General features: G+C 46.2%; 16 protein-coding genes. 15 read left to right on the top strand and 1 reads right to left on the bottom strand.

The genetic code is table 11. The features are described from left to right. Positions 1-148 precede the first annotated feature (148 nt). The 9 genes from AC4G47_RS21355 to AC4G47_RS21315 all read left to right on the top strand — a co-directional run bounded on the left by AC4G47_RS21355 (position 149) and on the right by AC4G47_RS21315 (position 10,668). The gene (locus tag AC4G47_RS21355; RefSeq protein WP_491102555.1) at positions 149-1,813 is read left to right on the top strand and encodes a S1C family serine protease; all 1,665 of its coding nucleotides are present in this window, start codon (positions 149-151) and stop codon (positions 1,811-1,813) included. Positions 1,814-1,985: 172 nt separating this feature from the next. After that, on the top strand, positions 1,986-2,675 hold the full coding sequence (locus tag AC4G47_RS21350; RefSeq protein ID WP_145319764.1) for a response regulator transcription factor: 690 nt from the start codon (positions 1,986-1,988) through the stop codon (positions 2,673-2,675). 1 nt (position 2,676) lies between these two features. After that, a complete protein-coding gene (locus AC4G47_RS21345) occupies positions 2,677-4,137 on the top strand; it encodes a sensor histidine kinase (RefSeq protein ID WP_458126088.1) in 1,461 nt (486 codons plus the stop codon). 67 nt (positions 4,138-4,204) lie between these two features. After that, positions 4,205-5,158, top strand: a complete 954-nt coding sequence (locus tag AC4G47_RS21340; protein WP_491102553.1) for a 4-hydroxy-3-methylbut-2-enyl diphosphate reductase — start codon at positions 4,205-4,207, stop codon at positions 5,156-5,158. Positions 5,159-5,410: 252 nt separating this feature from the next. Then, positions 5,411-6,475, top strand: a complete 1,065-nt coding sequence (gene aroF / locus AC4G47_RS21335; protein WP_491102551.1) for a 3-deoxy-7-phosphoheptulonate synthase — start codon at positions 5,411-5,413, stop codon at positions 6,473-6,475. 413 nt (positions 6,476-6,888) lie between these two features. Next, positions 6,889-8,313, top strand: a complete 1,425-nt coding sequence (glnA, locus tag AC4G47_RS21330) for a type I glutamate--ammonia ligase (RefSeq protein WP_074094318.1) — start codon at positions 6,889-6,891, stop codon at positions 8,311-8,313. A gap of 237 nt (positions 8,314-8,550) precedes the next feature. Then, positions 8,551-9,639, top strand: a complete 1,089-nt coding sequence (gene serC / locus AC4G47_RS21325) for a 3-phosphoserine/phosphohydroxythreonine transaminase (protein WP_458126090.1) — start codon at positions 8,551-8,553, stop codon at positions 9,637-9,639. A gap of 139 nt (positions 9,640-9,778) precedes the next feature. Next, on the top strand, positions 9,779-10,246 hold the full coding sequence (trmL, locus tag AC4G47_RS21320) for a tRNA (uridine(34)/cytosine(34)/5-carboxymethylaminomethyluridine(34)-2'-O)-methyltransferase TrmL (RefSeq protein WP_145319754.1): 468 nt from the start codon (positions 9,779-9,781) through the stop codon (positions 10,244-10,246). 167 nt (positions 10,247-10,413) lie between these two features. After that, positions 10,414-10,668: an AbrB/MazE/SpoVT family DNA-binding domain-containing protein gene (locus tag AC4G47_RS21315; protein ID WP_036610032.1), complete on the top strand. Its 255-nt coding sequence runs from the start codon at positions 10,414-10,416 to the stop codon at positions 10,666-10,668. Positions 10,669-10,769: 101 nt separating this feature from the next. Here AC4G47_RS21315 and AC4G47_RS21310 read toward each other — a convergent pair whose 3' ends face one another. Next, the gene (locus tag AC4G47_RS21310) at positions 10,770-11,687 is read right to left on the bottom strand and encodes a serine hydrolase domain-containing protein (protein ID WP_458126091.1); all 918 of its coding nucleotides are present in this window, start codon (positions 11,685-11,687) and stop codon (positions 10,770-10,772) included. A 472-nt stretch (positions 11,688-12,159) separates the two neighbouring features. On the opposite strand from AC4G47_RS21310, the gene AC4G47_RS21305 reads away from it, so the two are divergent. From AC4G47_RS21305 to AC4G47_RS21280, 6 genes are all read left to right on the top strand, one after another. Further along, positions 12,160-12,924, top strand: coding sequence for an alpha/beta fold hydrolase (locus AC4G47_RS21305; protein ID WP_145319748.1), 765 nt, complete (start codon positions 12,160-12,162; stop codon positions 12,922-12,924). Between the two features lie 11 nt (positions 12,925-12,935). Then, positions 12,936-13,895: an ABC transporter permease gene (locus AC4G47_RS21300; protein ID WP_458126093.1), complete on the top strand. Its 960-nt coding sequence runs from the start codon at positions 12,936-12,938 to the stop codon at positions 13,893-13,895. 18 nt (positions 13,896-13,913) lie between these two features. Beyond that, a complete protein-coding gene (locus tag AC4G47_RS21295) occupies positions 13,914-14,816 on the top strand; it encodes a carbohydrate ABC transporter permease (RefSeq protein WP_458126094.1) in 903 nt (300 codons plus the stop codon). Positions 14,817-14,869: 53 nt separating this feature from the next. Next, positions 14,870-16,465 carry a type 2 periplasmic-binding domain-containing protein gene (locus AC4G47_RS21290; RefSeq protein WP_491102546.1) on the top strand — a complete coding sequence of 532 codons (1,596 nt, stop codon included), beginning with the start codon at positions 14,870-14,872 and terminating at the stop codon, positions 16,463-16,465. 97 nt (positions 16,466-16,562) lie between these two features. Then, on the top strand, positions 16,563-18,728 hold the full coding sequence (locus AC4G47_RS21285) for a glycoside hydrolase family 3 N-terminal domain-containing protein (protein WP_491102544.1): 2,166 nt from the start codon (positions 16,563-16,565) through the stop codon (positions 18,726-18,728). 76 nt (positions 18,729-18,804) lie between these two features. Continuing rightward, positions 18,805-19,821 (top strand): LacI family DNA-binding transcriptional regulator, encoded by a 1,017-nt coding sequence (locus tag AC4G47_RS21280; protein WP_491102542.1) that lies wholly within the window; start codon positions 18,805-18,807, stop codon positions 19,819-19,821. Positions 19,822-19,969 lie beyond the last annotated feature (148 nt).

Here is a 19,969-nt window from a genome sequence, read left to right as displayed (position 1 = left end):
AATGCTGTCATGACGGGGAAAATAATCTATTCTTACGTGCTTTTATCTCCTTTTTAATTGTTTTTAAGGTACGGTTAAGGTTTAAAGTACAAAATAAGGACAGTTAAAGAATATCTCTTGCGAATAAGAGATTGGGAGGTAGAGAGGCATGGACGAACGTAATTATAGATCGAACCGTCAAGACGAAGAAAACGAAACCAAACAAACGGAGAATCGCAATTCTTCCGGAACGGACGAATCCTCCTATTATTATTCTTATGGACCTTTTCAGTCCGTAAATCAGGAAGATACAGCAAATCACATGGGAAGCAATAATCAGCGTGAAGAAGGTAATGTAGAGATTACAAAACCTGATCCGGTGAGACCCGTACCTACTTACTATAACAGCGAATCATACGAGCAAGCGAAAAGATCGTCCGGAGGCGGCGGAAATGGCTCAGGTAACGGTGGAGATCAAGGGAATGGCGGCAAAGGCAGCAACTGGAATTATAATAACCGCAAGCCGCGTTCTTCCGTAAGATCACTTCTGTTTTCCTTTATTGCCGGGATGCTGGTCATTACCGTTCTCATGTACACAGCTGACAGAACGAACATGTTCACACCGGAGACAGCACTTACGAACGCGGACAGTCAAAGCTCGGGACAGGAAACATCCACGAACACAGGCGGAGGCAACAATGTAACAGCGTCGTTACTGCCAACAGGCAAAGAAGATGTTTCTTCTGTAGTCACAAGTACAAGTCCGGCTGTCGTCAAAATCGAAACACTCGCGAAGCAGTCCTCGCGTACAGGTACTGGTCAGGGTGGATCGAATACAAGCGATCCGCTGTACCAATACTTCTTCGGTAATGGCGGCGGAACGGAAGGCAATCAAGGCCAAAGCCAGCAACCACAAAGCAGTAATCAGCTTGTGCCAATGGGTATTGGTTCGGGGTTCATTTTTGATAAAGAAGGATATATCCTGACGAACCAGCACGTGGTTCAGGGTGCAGATGTGATTCAGGTTACGCTGGAAAACAACAGCAAGCCTTATGAAGCCAAATTACTGGGAAGCAGCTTTGATCTGGATCTCGCCGTATTAAAAATTGAGAAAAATAGTGGTGATGATGCTTTCCCTGTAGCTCCACTGGGCGATTCCAACAGTACTCAAGTCGGTGAATGGCTTGTAGCTATTGGTAATCCTGAAGGATTTGAACACACCGTTACAGCAGGTGTACTCAGTGCCAAAGAACGTACAATCAGCATTCCGGATGAAGAAACAGGCAAAACACGTGAATACAGCCACTTGTTGCAAACGGATGCTTCCATTAATCCAGGTAACTCGGGTGGTCCGTTGCTTAACCTGAACGGAGAAGTTATCGGTATGAATGTTGCGGTTAGCGCAGATGCACAAGGGATTGGTTTTGCGATCCCATCAAGCGTAATCTCTGAAGCGGTTAAATACCTTAAAGAGAACAAAGAAGTTCCCAAAGAGCCAGTACCCTTTATCGGTGCATCTCTGATGGCTCTCACACCTGAAGTCGCTAAACAAATGGGAACAGATGTGACCGAAGGTTCTGTTGTTGCCAGCACGATCTTCCAATCACCGGCTTACCAAGCAGATCTTCGTGCATATGACATCATCACAGGTGCGAACGGTACGCCTTACGCCACAAGTCAGGATCTGATTGATTTTATCAAGAAACAGGAAATCGGCAGTGAAGTGACATTGAATGTTGTGCGTGATGGTAAGAAGTTGGATCTGAAAATCAAAATTGGAAACAAAAATGATTTTGATACTTCACAAACAACAGGTACACAACAACAACCATAATATTGGGTTAGGATTGACAGAACGGAAGGGTTTGAAGGCCCTTCCGTTTTTTTTGCCCTGAACTAACGGGATAACAATGGAGAAAGCTTGATTCGAGACTCGTGCTTGAAGATGCAGATTGTGCTTCTGCCTGTTACAATGGGATAAAACGTTAGGATAAAGGAGAAAGACCATGCGCTCAACTATTTTGATTGTCGATGATGACGAAAAAATTGTGTCCATGCTCCGCCGGGGGCTGGCATTTGAAGGATATGAGGTACAGACCGCTTCCAATGGAGCCGAAGGCCTCAGCAAACTGATGGATAAAGAGCCGGACATCGTTGTGCTTGATGTGATGATGCCGCAGATTGACGGATTTGAGGTATGTCGCAGACTGAGAGAAGCAGGCAGCAAAGTGCCTGTGCTAATGCTGACAGCTAAGGATGAAGTGCAGAGCCGGGTGACCGGATTGGACACAGGGGCCGACGACTATCTCGTGAAGCCTTTTGCGTTGGAAGAATTATTGGCACGTGTTCGTGCATTGCTGCGTCGCAAGTCAGACATTGCGGGCACGCCGGACAATCGCCTGATGTACGAGGATATTATTCTGGACAATGACTCACGTGAAGTATTGCGGGATGGGCAACGTCTGGAACTGACTGCCAAGGAATTCGAACTGCTGAATCTGTTTATGCAAAATCCAAGACGGGTCCTATCCCGCGATCTGATTATGGATAAAATCTGGGGTTATGATTACAGCGGTGAGTCTAACGTGCTTGAAGTGTACATTGCCATGCTCAGACAGAAGACCGAAGAATACGGTGGCAAACGTCTAATCCAGACCATCCGGGGAGCCGGCTATATTCTGAGAGGTGACTCCTGACATGTCCATCCGGTTAAGATTAACCGCATGGTATTCTGGTATCCTGGCCGCCGTGCTTATTTTTTGGGGCGTTGTCATCTATGCCTTTGTGTATTTTAACTCCTATCAGGAAGTCGAACAGCAATTGAAGGTGAAGAGTGCCCGGATAACAGAGCAGATCGGTGTAAATCCTCTTTCACAGTCGTTGGATCTGGACCCATTTACAGAGAGCCAGCTTCAGGAGGCGCAAATTTATATTCAACTCTGGGATTATCAGAGTCGTTCAGGCAGAATTTCCGGTAATATGGAGAAACTGGGGATTCAGTTTCCAGTATTGAAATCCAATGAAATTCTTAAAGAGCGTGGAATCTCCAAGATCTATGTGGATGGAACGCCATTTCTGGTGAATCAGCTACCGCTGTCTCTTCAGGGAACCAATGAAGTCAGAGGAATTCTTCAAGTGGGAGCCAATGTAAGTTCACAGGAACGCTTGCTGGAGGCATTGCTTAATATTCTGGTCTTTGGTTGGCTGGTGGCTATGGCATTGGCTATAACCTCAGGTCTCGTTCTGGCCCGGAAGTCGATGCGCCCGCTCGTGAATGTCATTGATGCTGCGAATCAGATCCAATCCGGGGATGACTTAAGTGTACGAATTCAATATGCGGGGCCGAAGGATGAGATCGGGCGTTTGATTGAAACGGTGAATAATATGCTTGAGCGTACAGAATTGTCTTTCCGCGGGTTGGAAGAGACGAATGCTGCCCAGCGCAGGTTTGTATCTGATGCATCACATGAACTTCGTACCCCATTGACTACCATTCGTGGGAACGTAGACTTCCTGAAGAAACTGTGGGATCAGGAGGGGACCGACCGACCCAACCTGGATGAAGAAACAGTAAGACAGATGTCCGTTGAAGCGTTGGAAGACATGGCCGATGAAGGCAAGCGTATGAGCAGATTGATCAGTGACATGTTGTCATTGGCGAGAGCAGATACAGGACAGAAAATTGAACTGAATCCGATACCACTGCAGATATTGGTGCAGGAAGTCGCGCGAAGATCGCAATTCCTCGATCATCATGCGGACTGGCGTCCGGGTGATCTCTCGATTCTCAATGGTATCTATGTGAACGGCAGCAAGGATTATCTGCAACAGATGCTGTTTATTTTCATCGAAAATGCATTTAAATACACGCCGGAGGGCGCTGTGACACTTGATGCTATATTGTACAAAGGTCAGGTGGGATTACGTATAAGCGATACCGGCATCGGAATGGATCGGGACCAAGTACCGTTCATCTTTGATCGTTTTTATCGTGCAGATGAATCTCGCGGGGCTACACCGGGCATAGGTCTCGGACTTTCGATTGCGAAGTGGATTATTGAGGAACACCATGGATCGGTCGAGGTTGTGACTAGACGCGGAGAAGGAACGACCTTTATTATCTGGTTGCCGGTTGTCTTTGCTCCGCCTATCGAATAAAGGTATAATAGACAGGACTGCAATTACATCGGCAACGTTGCCGAGAAAGAAAGCGGGTGGCAACCAAGTGGAAGTACTGCGAATTTCGCCGCGTGGATATTGTTACGGTGTTGTGGATGCGATGGTGCTCGCGCGTCAAGCGGCACGCAATCTGGATTTACCACGGCCTATTTATATATTGGGGATGATTGTGCATAACCAACATGTGACGGATTCCTTTGAAGATGAAGGCATTATTACATTGGACGGTCCGAACCGGATGGATATTTTGAGCCAAGTGGAGAGTGGCACGATTATTTTCACAGCTCACGGTGTGTCTCCTGAAGTGCGCAAGCTGGCACGGGACAAAGGATTGACGACAGTGGATGCAACATGCCCTGATGTGACCAAGACACATGATCTCATTCGTGAAAAGACAGCAGAAGGGTATCAGATTATCTATATTGGTAAAAGGGACCATCCTGAACCAGAAGGTGCTGTTGGCGTTGCGCCAGACCTCGTTCACCTGATCGAGAAGGAAGAAGAGATCGATGGACTGAACGTTCCTTCAGGCAAAATCCTGATTACGAATCAAACAACGATGAGCCAATGGGATATCAAGCACATTATGAGTCGTCTGCTGGAGAAATTCCCGGGCGCAGAGATTCATAATGAAATATGCCTGGCGACTCAAGTACGTCAGGAAGCTGTCGCTGAACAGGCAGGGCAGGCGGATCTGGTTATCGTTGTGGGTGATCCTCGCAGCAATAACTCCAACCGTCTGGCACAAGTGTCGGAGGAGATCGCGGGTGTTACGGCCTACCGGGTATCGGATGTGGCTGAGATTCAACAGGAGTGGTTGAAAGGTGTAAATAAGGTGGCGGTTACTTCGGGTGCTTCAACACCTACACCGATCACGAAGGAAGTTATTCTTTATCTGGAACAGTATGAACATGACAAGCCGGAGACGTGGGAAATCAAGCGTACCGTGAACATGAGCAAATTGCTGCCGCCAGTCAGAGAAAAAACACGTACACCGTAGTCGACAAAATGTAAGTGGAAATAAGAAGAACCCTGTTACACAGAACCGAATTCGGAGCCTGTGAACAGGGTTCTTTTTGTATATGGATAAGGAATGTGTACCTTGACGCAAAAAGGGAACTATGATATATTTACTTTAGTGGATAAAAGCTTAAAAGCGAACAAGCGTTTAAGCGCGACAGAGTTTTTATATTTAATCAGACGCACGTTAATAAAGTATTGTGCTCTCATACAAGGAAGGATGGGAATTTATATGATCGTTATTGCAGGCAAAGCTACTCCGGAGGAACAGATTCAGGATATCGTTGCAGTCATCGAAAAAGAAGGGCTTAAGGTGCATATCTCTCGCGGAGAGGATCGTACCATCATTGGTCTAATTGGCAAAGTTGAACCTAAAATGCAAGAGCATCTTCGCCAAATGAAGGGCGTTGAGAATGTCGTTAAGATTTCAAAATCCTACAAATTGGCGAGCCGTGACTTCCATCCGGAAGATACGGTGATCTCCATCAAAGGTGTAGATATCGGTGGGAAAGAACTTGTTGTCATGGGCGGACCATGTGCGGTTGAATCTGCTGCACAGATTGATGAGATTGCTGGGCTAGTGAAAGCTGCTGGTGGGCAAGTGCTGCGTGGGGGCGCATTCAAGCCGCGTACAGGTCCTTACAGCTTCCAGGGAACGGGCGTAGAGGGATTGATCATGATGGCGGAAGCAGGCAAGAAACATGATCTGCTGACCATTACAGAAGTCATGACACCAGAGTATGTGGATATTTGCGCCGAGTACGCAGATATTCTTCAAGTAGGTACACGTAACATGCAGAACTTTGACCTGCTCCGCAAATTGGGTGAGTGTGGCAAACCGGTATTGTTGAAACGTGGCTTTAGTGCGACATACGATGAATTGTTGAATGCGGCTGAATACATTCTTGCGGGTGGTAACCCAAATGTCATGCTGTGTGAGCGTGGTATTCGTACGTTTGAATCCTACACACGGAATACGCTTGATCTGTCAGCGATCCCTGTTCTGCAGTCTCTGAGCCATTTGCCGGTTATTTCGGACCCGAGCCATGGTACTGGACGCCGTGAACTGGTGGAACCGATGACGAAGGCTTCCGTTGCAGCGGGTGCCAATGGTCTGATTATTGAAATGCATACCGATCCGGATAACTCCATGACAGGAGATGGTGTGCAGTCCTTGTTCCCTGATCAATTCGCCAACCTGCTGCAGGATTTGGAGAAATTGGCACCAATCGTAGGGAAATCATTCAGCACAGCCAAACAACCGGCAGCGTTTTTCCCGGCTCGTGTAGGCGTATAATTTAAGAAATCATAGTCAAAGTCTGGATCAATTCCGGGCATCTCCTGTGGTCGTGTTCATTGCGACGGAAGCAGGCTGATGTCCGGTTTTTTGTACATTTTGCAGTTTTGAACGTATTTATTAATCAATAGTGATAAGAAATATTTATGATGTGAAGTTTTTTCCATGATTTAGGATGTAAAAGGGGTCACTTTACCGCATTAAATCAGTTAAATGTATATCAGTTATGTTGTTATATGCATTTATCATATTTATAAAATGTGAGTATATCTAACATCCTCGCAAAAAATACCTTACATAAGTATTGACGATGTCATATTTCAGAATTTATAATGACGACAGAAAAAAATTCGAATTTAGACATTTTCTTAGTGGGGTTGTTTAATGTTCGGAATATTTGGGAGGACGAATACATGTCGGTTGAAAACGTATTGAAATCAATTCAAGAGAACAACATCGAGTGGGTAGATTTTCGTTTTGTAGATTTAGCTGGTCGTGCACATCACATCTCGTTGCCAGCTTCGGCTGTTGATGCAGACACGTTCGTAAATGGAGTAGCTTTTGACGGTTCTTCTATCCAAGGTTTCCGCGGAATTGAAGAGTCCGATATGGTTATGATGCCAGATCCTGAAGCGACTTATGTCGATCCGTTCACTGCACACCCTACATTGAATGTTATGTGTGATATCTTCACTCCGGATGGCGAGCGTTATGAGCGTGACCCACGTAGCATCGCTGTTAAAGCAGAAGCTTACTTGCAAGAGAGCGGTGTAGGTACAGCGGCATTCTTCGCACCTGAATCCGAGTTCTTCATCTTCGACGATGTACGTTATGAGAGCGGTACGAACAGCTCTTCCTACTATGTAGATTCCGAAGAAGCTTCATGGAACACCAACCGCAAAGAAGAAGGCGGTAACCTGGGCTTCAAAGTTCGCACTAAGGGCGGATATGTTCCAGTAGCTCCAGTCGATACACAACAAGATATTCGTAGCGAAATGTGTCGCCTTTTGGAAGAAGCTGGCCTGTCCATCGAGCGTCATCACCATGAAGTGGCGACAGCGGGTCAAGCCGAAATCAACTTCCGTTTTGATACACTGAAGAAAACAGCAGATAACCTGCTTGCATACAAATACATCGTGCACAACACTGCACGTCAATATGGTAAAGTAGCAACATTCATGCCAAAACCATTGTTCGGTGATAATGGTAGCGGAATGCACGTTCACCAATCCATCTTCGATGGCGATTCCCCATTGTTCTATGACAAAGCGGGATATGCTAACCTGAGTGAAATGGCTCTGCACTACATCGGAGGTATCCTGTACCATGCTCCGGCACTGATCGCTTTGACTAACCCTAGTACGAACTCGTTCAAACGTCTCGTACCTGGTTACGAAGCACCGGTAAACCTGGTTTACTCCAAAGGTAACCGTTCTGCAGCAGTACGTATTCCGGTTGCAGCTGTGACACCAAAAGGTTGTCGTATCGAGTTCCGTACACCTGACTCCACAGCTAACCCGTACTTGGCATTCTCAGCAATGCTGATGGCTGGTCTGGATGGGATCAAACGCAAAATCAACCCAACTGAGCTTGGATATGGTCCGCTCGATAAAAATATCTATGACCTGTCTGATGCAGATAAAGAAAACATCCGCAGTGTGCCAGCTTCCCTCGAAGAAGCACTTGATGCATTGGCAGCTGATAACGAGTTCTTGACTGAAGGCGGCGTATTCACAAAAGAATTCATTGAAAACTACATCAACCTCAAGCGTGATGAAGCAAAAGCAGTAGCCATTCGCATTCATCCGCACGAGTACAGCCTCTACTTCGACTGCTAATCGGTCGGGGTCGGAACAGCTCTTGTTCTAACTTAAAGCCTCCGGGACACGCTCTCGGAGGCTTTTCCTTGAATTAAAGAATGTAGTGCTTTAACTTTGCAGGGTGATAAAGGAATTTGATGGCCTGAAATCAACACTTCAGTGCATATTGCCCTTGAAGCAGATAGAGAATACTGCTATCATAGCGATAATATTTACTTTGTATGTCAGTTACGGATGGAAAGGGCGGGGGATTTTGTGACAAAGAGAGCGTATAATTTTAATGCAGGACCTGCGGCGTTGCCACTTGAGGTACTGGAGCGTGCACAGGCGGAATTTGTAGATTTTCGTAACACAGGCATGTCGATTATGGAGATGTCTCACCGTGGAGCGGTGTACGAGTCTGTACATAATGAAGCTCAGGAGCGCTTATTGTCGCTTCTAGGCAATCCAAAAGGATATAAGGTTCTCTTTCTGCAGGGTGGTGCAAGCACTCAGTTCGCGATGCTGCCAATGAACCTGCTTGGGGCAGGACAGACGGCAAGTTATGTGATGACTGGCAGCTGGGCCAAGAAGGCTCTGTCTGAGGCGAAGCTGATTGGCGAGACGCATGTAGCAGCATCTTCGGAAGCAGAGAAGTTCATGAAATTACCGGATGTTTCGAATCTGAGTCTGCCAGAACGTACGGCTTATGTGCATTTGACTTCTAACGAAACGATTGAAGGTACGCAATTCAAGTCATTCCCGGATACGGGTTCTGTACCTCTGATTGCTGACATGTCGAGTGACATCTTCTGTAAACCATTTGATCTCAATCAATTTGGCATGATCTACGCGGGTGCACAGAAGAACTTGGGTCCATCCGGAATTACGGTTGTTATTGCTCGTGAGGAACTGGTGAGCGAATCACCCAAAACGATTCCAACGATGCTCCGTTACAGCACGCATGTAGATAATAACTCCCTATATAACACGCCACCTTCCTTCTCGGTATATATGGTGAATGAAGTGTTGAAATGGATTGAAGAACAGGGCGGATTGGCTGGTATTGAGCAAAAAAATACGAAAAAAGCGGAATTGCTTTATAACACGATTGATTCTTCAGGTGATTTCTACCGTGGTTGTGTCGAACCAGAAGACCGTTCCCTGATGAATGTAACCTTCCGTCTTGCTTCTGAAGAACTGGAGAAGAAGTTCATCAAGGCATCGGAAGAAGAAGGATTCGTAGGTCTGAAAGGACATCGCAGTGTGGGTGGTCTCCGTGCCTCCATATACAATGCTGCTCCTTATGAGAGTGTTAAGGCGCTCACAGACTTCATGAACCACTTTCAGAAGACAAATGGATAAATAGTATAGGTACTGTGTCATAGACCTTAGTGTCTAATCAATGTGCCTTACCAGAGCCTTCCACATTGACGTGTGGAGGGCTTTTCTTTAAGATTAGAGGGTTGTCGTCAACATGAAATGAAAAGGAGATTGAACACATATGGCTTTACACATCGTTCTGGTTGAACCAGAAATTCCGGCAAACACAGGAAATATTTCTCGTACTTGTGCGGCAACCGGCACCCATCTTCATCTCGTGCGTCCACTTGGATTTCGAACAGATGATGCTACATTGAAACGGGCAGGGCTGGACTACTGGCATGCCGTTCATATTGAATACCACGACTCGTTCGCCGAGGTTCAGGAAAAATATTCGGAAGGTCGTTTCTTCTACGCAACTACGAAGGCGAAGAACCGATACAGTGATTTTAAATTTCAGGATGGGGATTTCCTCGTCTTTGGTAAAGAGACTAAAGGCCTGCCGCCTGAATTAATTGCTGCCAATCCCGATACATGTATGAAAATGCCAATGACTGGTGATGTTAGATCATTAAATCTGTCGAATTCGGCAGCCATTATTGTATATGAAGCATTACGCCAGCTCAATTTTCCGGGGTTAGAAGGATAAATTAAGGTTATTCATGCCGACTAGAATTCGGTAAAAAAACATTTTTCAAAAAAAAGGACAAAAAATGTTTATTTCCAGCAGGATTCGACAAAATCTTGGCGAATCTATAAACATAGTACAAATGTACCTAGAAATTTAGAGTAAGATAGGAGAGGTGTGCCGTAGCTATGAAGCCAGCTGGAGTAGTTCGCAAAGTGGACCAATTAGGTAGGATCGTATTGCCTAAATCTTTGCGTAAAAGGTATCAAATGAATGAGGGAGATCCTGTAGAGATTTTAGTACAAGGGGACCATATTATCTTGGAGAGATATCGTCCAAAATGTATTTTCTGCGGATCCATCGAGGAAGTCAACGAGTTCAAAGAGCGTTACATATGCGCACAATGTTTAGATGAAATGACTCAGCTTCCACAGCACGGGTAAGAAGTAACGCCAAGGGGTTTTATGTCCCCGTGGCGTTTTTTTTGTTTTATTATCCAGCAGATGGCATAATTTCAATATTGAAAAAAAGAAAAATACGTAGACTAACGCTGGGTGTAAAGGGGTAAAACCTCATTCCATACGGCATTCAGGATACCTTGCATATTCTCTTCCTCACTGTTGATACATATGACAGCTTCTTTTGAGGGAATGATGATACACAATTGACCATAAGCTCCATCGGCGCGATAAGCGCCATGAGAACACATCCAGAACTGATATCCGTATCCTTCTCCCCAATCACCGCCTCCAGTCGTTTCGATCTGCCGGGACGTAGCCCGTCTGACCCAATCCGCAGGTACAAGCTGTGTGCCGTTCCAGAGACCCTCCTGCAGCATGAACTGTCCAAATCGACTTAGTTCCTCATTGCTTATCCATAGACCAGCACAGCCGAGCGTTACGCCTAGTGGAGAGGTTTCCCACTCTACATCATGGATACCAAGCGGTTCGAATAACCGTGGAGTCAGGTAATCTTTCACGGTTTGCCCGGTGGCAGCCTGCAGCATGGCCGAGATCATAAAGGTATCACCACTGCTATATGTAAATTGTTCACCAGGTACCCGGTCCAGAGGCAGAGACATGTAATATTTTGCCCAATCCTTCTCGGTCAATGAAGCTCGTTCATCAGCCCAAAGAGGGGGAGAGTCATGGCCCGAAGACATTCGGAGAAGATCACGTAGTTTCAAATCCCGCGGCGAGGGGATATTGTGCTGTGCAATGGGTGCGTGATTATAGGCGAAATAATCACCGAGTGTGGCATCCAGATGTAAAAGACCTTCTTCAATCGCAAGACCAACGGCCATGCTGGTGAAGGATTTGCTGATGGAATGTTGTACACGGCGCTGATCCCTGTCCCTGTCCCAATGGGCAAGCAGGTGCCCTTTATGTAATATGCGAATGGAGAAAACATTCAATTGTTGTTCGGTAATCGTTTGAACGAAGCCTTTGAGTTGCTTAGACATATTAACCTCCCTAATATCAGGTAAAACCTGAGTAAAATCGGTTGGTGAAACGTTTCCGTAATTTGAATGCAAAATCAGAACCCATGTTAGTATAAACCTGGTTGGGTGTCAATTAAAGTTGTAATAGCACTGACTAAAATTTCATTTTTTCGCAATAATAGTGTCTTTGGGCGCAAATTTAGACTTGAAAAAGCATTTTTTCGAGAAAATAACGCGAAATTTGTAAAAAGGTTATTGACAGGATTTACTCATCGGGCTTATGATTTATTCGAAACGATTCGAAGAAATCGCTTCCACATTAAAAGTGTTGTAATCAAGTCCATGTGGATCAACGTTGGCTATGTTTTGAAACGATTCGAGAAAATCGTTTCGATAACCCATCGTAATACAAGGGAATCTACAACAGCCTGCAATCCAACGCCAGAGAAGCGAATGAGTAAAGACAGCAGGCGATGATGAGAGGGGTTACATTATGGCGCATATAACGATCGAAACTGGATCGCCAACATTATGCATGAATACGAGCATACATGTTGTGTCCAGTGACTCCGGAGAGACTTCAGGCGGTACACTATATTTGTTGCACGGGGCAGGCGATAATGCGAGTACCTGGCAGCGGTTAACCACAATTGAGATGTATGCAGCGCAATACGGCTGTACCATCATTATGCCAGAAGCGAATCGAAGCTATTACACCGATATGGAATACGGCCTGAATTACTTCCACTACATCACTCAGGAGTTACCTGAAGTCTGCAAACGTCTTCTCAATCTAAATCCTGATCCGGAGAAAACGTACGTTGCCGGTTTATCCATGGGTGGATATGGTGCACTGAAATGTGGGCTAACTTATCCAGAGCGCTATCGCAAAGTCGTATCTTTATCTGGCGTTACAGATATTCAAACACGACTTCATGATCCCCATATGCCAGCGACTATGATCAAGGAAATGAAAGCGGTTTTTGGAGAACGGTTACAGGTAAAAGCCGATCAGGATATTTACGCACTGTCTGCCAAGTTGCTGGAACAGGGTGTACCTTTACCGGATATCCTCAGTTGCTGCGGCGATAGTGATCCCTTCGTGGAGATGAATCGCGATTACGCGAAATACATGCAGGGTACTGCCTTTGATTTTCGGTATGTGGAGACGCCGGGTGCTCATGAATGGAGATTTTGGGAGCACCACCTGAGAACGATGTTTGATTTTCTGTACAACGACAAGACCAAAGTAGAGTGAGGAGATGCAATGTGAAACCTGCAGTCGAAGGACCTAGCAAAAAGCTGAAGGGAAACGTGAAGGGCAATTCGCTCTGGACTGAAATCTGGAAGCACCGAATGACATACACCCTGCTTATTCCGGGGCTTGTCTGGCTAATCCTGTTTGCCTACATGCCAATGGGCGGCCTGTCTCTGGCGTTCAAAGATTACAAGGCCAATCTGGGCATCTGGGGAAGTCCATGGAGCGGATTCGAGAACTTCAAATATGTTTTCCGTGATCCAACCTTTATCGATGCGGTATGGCGTACGCTGTACATCAATATTCTTAAACTGATTATTCAGTTCCCGTTCCCGATTATTCTGGCGTTGTTGCTGAATGAACTGCGGATGCGCAGAGGGAAAAAGTGGTTCCAAACCGTACTTACGTTCCCGCACTTCCTGTCATGGATCATCGTATCCGGGGTTGTCATCAATGTCCTGGCATATGACGGATTGGTCAATAGCGCGCTCGGATTACTCGGATTGCCAACGATTAACTTCCTGGGGTCCGAATCCAACTTTGTACCGATGTTGCTGTTGACTGATATATGGAAATCAAGTGGATGGGGCGCGATTATCTTCTTGGCTGCCATCTCAGGTATCGATCAGGATCAGTATGAGTCGGCACAGATTGACGGAGCTTCTCGTATGCAACAGATGTTCCGTATTACCTTGCCAAACATTCTACCAACCATCACGGTAATGTTCATTCTGTCGGTAGGTGGACTGATGTCTTCCGGTTTCGACCAGATCTTCAACTTGGCAAATGCAGCAACCAAAAACGTATCGGAAGTACTCGATGTATATATCTATCGGATTACGTTCCAGTCATCAACCGATTTCTCCTTCTCGACAGCGGTCAGCTTGTTCCGTTCCCTGGTGAATATGGCCTTGCTGCTTCTCGCTGACAGATTTGCCAAGTGGCTTGGCGGAGACGGTTTGTTCCGATAAGAGAGGAGGAGAAATGAGATGAGCAAGAAAGCTAACAAAAAGCCGAGAATTGGCACAGAAAGAATGACACTTCTCGATTACTTCATATTTGCCATATTACTTGTACTTGCCTTAATGATTTTGATTCCATTCTGGAATGTCATCATGATCTCGTTTGCAACACAAAAAGAGTACGCTGAAAATCCATTTTTGATGTTCCCTAAAGAGTTCACACTGGATTCCTATAAAGCTTTGTTCGCTGACGGAAGTATCTTGTCAGGGTACAAAAACACGATTATCTTGCTGGTGATCGGCTTGCCGCTCAGCTTGTTCCTGACAACAAGTATGGCTTATGGTCTTAGCCGCAGTAACTTCCCGTTCAAGAAGTTTCTCTTTTTCCTGGTTCTGTTCACGATGATCTTTAACGGTGGTATCGTACCCCTGTATCTGATCATGAAATCACTGCATCTTACAGGCACGTTATGGTCCGTTATTCTGGCGGGAAGCTTCAGTGCATTTAACATGATCCTGATGATGAACTACTTCTACACCTTACCGGAATCACTGATGGAATCAGCGAGACTGGATGGTGCCGGGGAGTGGAGAATCCTGTTCTCCGTCGTTCTCCCGCTGGCTACACCTATTATGGCTACAATTACATTGTTCTACGGTGTAGCTTACTGGAACAGTTGGTACGATGCGATGATCTTCCTGCGAAAAGCGGATCAGTTACCGCTGCAAAACGTACTGAGGACCATTATTGTCACATCCCAGACGAACGCATCCAACGCATCCAGCGTAGATGCAACCCAAGTGAGCAACTTCTCCATGGGTATGAAGATGGCGGCTGTATTTGTAACGATGGTACCGATTATGTGTTTCTTCCCAATGCTGCAAAAGCACTTTGCCAAAGGGGTATTAACAGGGGCAATCAAAACCTGATATACACATAGGATTTGGACTACAAATTCGACTAAAAACATGGGGGTAAAAGCATGGAAACGAACAGAAAGTCGTCAGTTAAATCTCTCTTTGCCATCACACTCTGTCTCTTGATGTTGGTGGTGACAGCTTGTTCCAGTGGTGGTTCTGAAGGTAGTAACGAGAAGGATGCTGAAGGTAATTATACAGATAACCTTACCATCTCCGTGGCAAACCTGACAGAAATTAAAAACGGAAATTTGGATAATGAGTTCCATAAGTTCTGGACAGACAAATTCAACGTAACATGGGACTACAACTATATCGATTGGGATTCATGGGGTGAGAAGCTTCGTCTGTGGATCAACTCGGGCGATTTGCCGGATGTATCGGTATGGAACTATGTCCATGGCGATGCGTTGAATAATATTGATCAAGGGCTGTTCTACAAATTCCCGGATGATTGGAAAGAGCGCTGGCCAAATGTTGCCGCTGCGTACAACTTGACGGGACTTGGTGATAAGTTGGAAGAACTGACAGGTGGAACGTATCTCTTGCCTAGACCAATCTATTATGAGAACAAACCTGCTGATCCGCTGACCAACCAAATTGGGGTTATTGCACTCCGTAAAGACTGGGCTGAAGCGGTTGGTTTTGAACTGAAAGATGCGTATACAACAACCGAATTGAATGAATTCGCTGCGCTTGTAAAAGAGAAAGATCCAGGTAAAGTGGGTAACAAGCTTGTACCACTGTCCTATAATGCGGCAGATGCGATGACAAACATGATCATGCCAAATAGTGCTCATGCGATGACTGATGCTCCATTCTACAAAGGTGAAGACGGCCAGTTCCACTGGGGTCCTTCGGATCCTGAGACACTTACAGGTCTGAAATTGATGCAAAAAGCATATAAAGATGGACTGCTTAACCCTGAGTTCTACACTTGGAAAAACAATGAAGGTCAAAATAACTTCAAAGTAACAGGTACAGCTGCAGTTACAAGTCTGGGCGGACTGGCTTCGTACAGACAAGGTCTGGATTCTGATATGAAGAAAAATCTGGGTGTGAGCAGTGATGATTTGGTCCACACAGCAATTGTTCTTGGAGACGACGGAAAATACCGTAACTTGGAGCAAGCAAACTTCTGGTCCGCACTGATCTTCAACCCTGAGATCAGCGATGAGAAATTCGAACGGATCATGGATCTGATCGATTACTCCGCAACAAAAGAAGGCCAGTTGCTCATCAACATGGGCTTTGAAGGAACAGATTGGAAATATGATGAGAACCAAGAACTGGTGAGCTTGTTGCCAGAAGGAACAGTATTGGAAGACAAATATCCAGCACGTTTCGAAGGTCTGTACTTGTTGGGTGACGACTTCAGTGTTGTAAACCCTGCAATCAAAAAAGATTACCGTGATAGAGCCGTGAAACTGTTCGAAGAAAAAGCAAAACTCGGTACAGAAGGCAAATCACTTGCAGCATATGATTGGGATATCAACCTGTACGATTCCAAAGCTAAGAGTCAAGCTTCATTCGATTACCAGAACGAATATGCCAACCTGATTCTGAAAAGCGGAGATCTGGAGGCGAACTGGAAAGAATGGGTGAACAGTAAAATGTCCCTGGTTCAACCTTATCTGGATGAGCTAAACGAGAAATTCTAGTAATCGTTCAGTAATTAATTTTGAACCCGGTGCGCGGTCTCTCCCCGAACGCAGCCGGGTTCTTTATTTCAACAACTTGTAGTGGAGGATACTATTGATGAATAACGAGCAGTTGCAAGACCTGGTGAAACAGATGACGTTGGAGGAAAAAACAGCTCAGCTTCTTCAGTTGACTGCCAACTTTTATGAAGGAACGAATGTTGAAGGTCAGATCACAGGACCGATGGAAGAAATGGGAATCACGGAGCAGTCCGTGGACGCCAGTGGCTCCATTCTGGGGTTGTCCGGTGCACAGGCCATCATTGATGTACAGCAAGCTTATATGAAGAAAAGTCGTCTGGGCATTCCACTCTTGTTCATGGCTGATGTTGTACATGGATTTAAAACCATTTTGCCGATTCCGCTGGCCATCGGTTGCTCATGGGATACCGAACTCGCTGAGAAAAGTGCTGAAATTGCAGCACGTGAATCAGCTGTATCCGGTTTGCATGTTACCTTTGCACCGATGGTGGATCTGGTTCGTGACCCGCGCTGGGGCCGTGTGATGGAGACGACTGGCGAAGATCCTTATCTGAACAGCTTGTTCGCGGCTGCATTCGTACGTGGATATCAAGGAGATAGCTTGAAGGATGAGCCTGATCGCCTTGCTGCCTGTGTCAAACACTTTGCGGCGTATGGAGCGGCAGAGGGTGGTCGAGATTACAATACCGTGGATATGTCCGAGCGTAACCTGCGTGAGTACTATTTGCCAGCGTACAAAGCAGCATTGGATGCGGGTGTGGAAATGGTCATGACTTCGTTCAATACAGTCGACGGTATTCCGGCGAGCGGCAACGAAAAGCTGATGCGCGGTATATTGCGTGACGAGTGGGGCTTTGATGGCGTATTGATCTCGGATTGGGCTTCCATTCGCGAGATGATTGCCCATGGCGCTGCGGAAGATGACCGTGAAGCGGCATATCGTGCCATTCGCGCAGGGGTGGATATGGAGATGATGACACCTTGTTATGTGCATCATCTGCCTGAGCTGATTGAGAGCGGTGAAGTAGAAGAGGAACTCATTGATGAAGCCGTTCTGCGAATTTTGCAACTCAAAGAAAAGCTGGGATTGTTCGATAATCCCCTGCGTGCAGCTGATCCGGAACGTGAGCGAGAGATTGTGTTCTCCAAAGAGCACCGTCAGGTATCGTATGAACTGGCAACGAAATCAGCTGTCCTGTTGAAAAATGATGGCAACGTTCTTCCGCTTCAGCCGGAAGCTAATGTAGCCCTTATTGGTCCTTTTGCACAGAGTCCAGACATTCTGGGTTGGTGGTCTTGTGAAGGGGTTAAGGAAGATGCAGTCAAGCTGGGAACAGCTCTGAAAGAGCGTCTGACGGGTGGGAAAGTTCAATTTGCCCAAGGCAGTGATGTTCATACCATTACAGCTGAGCAGATTGCCGAAGCTCTGGACGTGGCAAGCAAAGCAGATCTGATCGTCCTGGCTCTAGGTGAAGACTCCGAGATGAGCGGAGAAGGTGGCTCACGTACGGATATTCGTCTGCCAGCGGCCCAATTGGAATTGGTCAAACAGCTCAAAGCAGCAGGGAAACCTATTGCCACCGTTATTTTCAATGGCCGTCCATTGGATCTGCATGGTGTAATCGATGAATCGGATGCTGTTCTTGAAGCCTGGTTCCCCGGTAGTGAAGGTGGAGCTGCGATTGCAGATGTTCTGACAGGTGTAGTGAATCCATCTGCACGTCTGACCATGTCCTTCCCGCAATCCGCAGGTCAGATTCCGGTCTATTACAACCATTTCAATACAGGCCGTCCACTGAACCCGGAAAAGACGGAAGAACGTTATGTATCCAAATACATTGACAGCCCGAATGAACCTTTGCTTCCATTTGGTTACGGTCTCTCATACACTTCCTTCGCTTATGGTGATCTTGAAGTGTCAAGTAACGAGTTGACTGCTGATGAGTCTTTGAGCATCCAGGTTCGTGTAACGAACACAGGTGAGCGCGCGGGAGTGGAGACTGTTCAGTTGTATGTTCGTGATGTAACGGGTGAAGTGGTTCGTCCGATGCGTGAGTTGAAAGGGTATGTGAAACTTGCACTTGCGCCAGGCGAGAGTGGTACAGCCATGTTTACATTAAATGAGAAACAGCTTCGTTATCACCATTCCGACTTAAGTCATCGCAGTGATCGGGGCGAATTCCATCTTCTTGTTGGTCCGAACAGCCGGGATACCCAAAAGAAATCATTCCGACTCGTGTAATCCGATGGATGGAAAGAGTAATGTGTCAGGCCTTTCACTAGGGAGGCCTGATCAACATAACAGGGGAGCGAAGAATGTGGTCAGTATCAAGGATATCGCCAAACAGGCGGGAGTTTCTATATCCACCGTGTCATATGCGCTGAATGGCAGCAACAAAGTGACCGATGAGACGAGTTCCAAAATTTTGGCCATAGCCAAAGAGCTGAACTATGTTCCAAATGCCGCTGCAAGAACACTGAAGAAGAGAGAATCCAAAATTCTGGGTGTTTTCTTGACCGATTTTAGCGGAGATGTATATGGAGACTTGCTGAGTGGCATGAAAGCCGTATGTAATGCTCAAGGTTATGACCTGATCGTGTGCAGCGGTAAACAGTCCCATCGCATGCTTCCAGAACGGATGATTGATGGTGCAATCATTCTGGATCATACGTTTGCAAGTGAAGAACTGATGCAATATGCCGATCGAGGGCACAAAATCGTTGTACTGGACCGGGAGATGGATCATCCCAACATTAATCAGGTTCTGCTGGATAACAAAGCCGGGGCGACACTTGCTATGGAGCATCTGATTGAACAGGGACATAAGAAAATCTATGTGGTGACGGGACCAGAAGGTTCGTTTGACTCTATGCAGCGTTTGAAGGCTATAAGACAGGTTGCGGAACGTGAAGCCGATGTAGAATGGATTGAGATCACGGGGGATTTTGAGAAGAGTGGTGGAGAACGAGCCGCAGGTCAGATTGTACAGGCATATGATGGACCTGCAGCTGTATTCTGCCTCAATGATGAGATGGCTATTGGCCTGTGTGATCGTCTCGCAGACAGTGTACTTGGCGTTGGTCAGGAGATTGATGTCATCGGATTCGACAATATTGAACTGAGCAAATACGTGCAGCCGAGATTGGCAAGCATTGATTATTCCAAACGCAAATGGGGATCACTCGCTGCTGAACAATTAATCAAGATTATTGCTGGAGAACCCGTTGACCATGAACGGATTTACGTGACACTGGTTGAGGGTGGGTCGGTGAGTGGACCTACACTGTCTGATTCTATGATACCAATGCAAAGTGATCGGGCGGTTAGCTATTGATCCCGTCTAGCAAGAGACAAGGCTTAGAAGAATTGAAGCATTCTTTTAAGCCTTGTCTCTTGCTATTTTCGAGGATAAAGCATTAAAAAAAGCCTCTCCGGAGAGAGGCTTGGCCTTTACAGGCCTTTTGTCTTGTCATTGTTGTAGG

This window comes from Paenibacillus sp. Negev47 (assembly GCF_058313655.1).
The sequence above is the reverse complement of the archived record's forward strand: the minus strand, read 5'-3'. Positions and strand labels throughout refer to the sequence as shown.

Bases quoted from the DNA above. Each gene is read 5' to 3' on its own strand.
- AC4G47_RS21355 (WP_491102555.1), top strand. From the start codon at position 149: ATGGACGAACGTAATTATAGATCGAACCGTCAAGACGAAGAAAACGAA.
- AC4G47_RS21350 (WP_145319764.1), top strand. From the start codon at position 1,986: ATGCGCTCAACTATTTTGATTGTCGATGATGACGAAAAAATTGTGTCC.
- AC4G47_RS21345 (WP_458126088.1), top strand. From the start codon at position 2,677: ATGTCCATCCGGTTAAGATTAACCGCATGGTATTCTGGTATCCTGGCC.
- aroF (WP_491102551.1), top strand. From the start codon at position 5,411: ATGATCGTTATTGCAGGCAAAGCTACTCCGGAGGAACAGATTCAGGAT.
- glnA (WP_074094318.1), top strand. From the start codon at position 6,889: ATGTCGGTTGAAAACGTATTGAAATCAATTCAAGAGAACAACATCGAG.
- trmL (WP_145319754.1), top strand. From the start codon at position 9,779: ATGGCTTTACACATCGTTCTGGTTGAACCAGAAATTCCGGCAAACACA.
- AC4G47_RS21315 (WP_036610032.1), top strand. From the start codon at position 10,414: ATGAAGCCAGCTGGAGTAGTTCGCAAAGTGGACCAATTAGGTAGGATC.
- AC4G47_RS21310 (WP_458126091.1), bottom strand. From the start codon at position 11,687: ATGTCTAAGCAACTCAAAGGCTTCGTTCAAACGATTACCGAACAACAA.
- AC4G47_RS21305 (WP_145319748.1), top strand. From the start codon at position 12,160: ATGGCGCATATAACGATCGAAACTGGATCGCCAACATTATGCATGAAT.
- AC4G47_RS21295 (WP_458126094.1), top strand. From the start codon at position 13,914: ATGAGCAAGAAAGCTAACAAAAAGCCGAGAATTGGCACAGAAAGAATG.
- AC4G47_RS21290 (WP_491102546.1), top strand. From the start codon at position 14,870: ATGGAAACGAACAGAAAGTCGTCAGTTAAATCTCTCTTTGCCATCACA.
- AC4G47_RS21285 (WP_491102544.1), top strand. From the start codon at position 16,563: ATGAATAACGAGCAGTTGCAAGACCTGGTGAAACAGATGACGTTGGAG.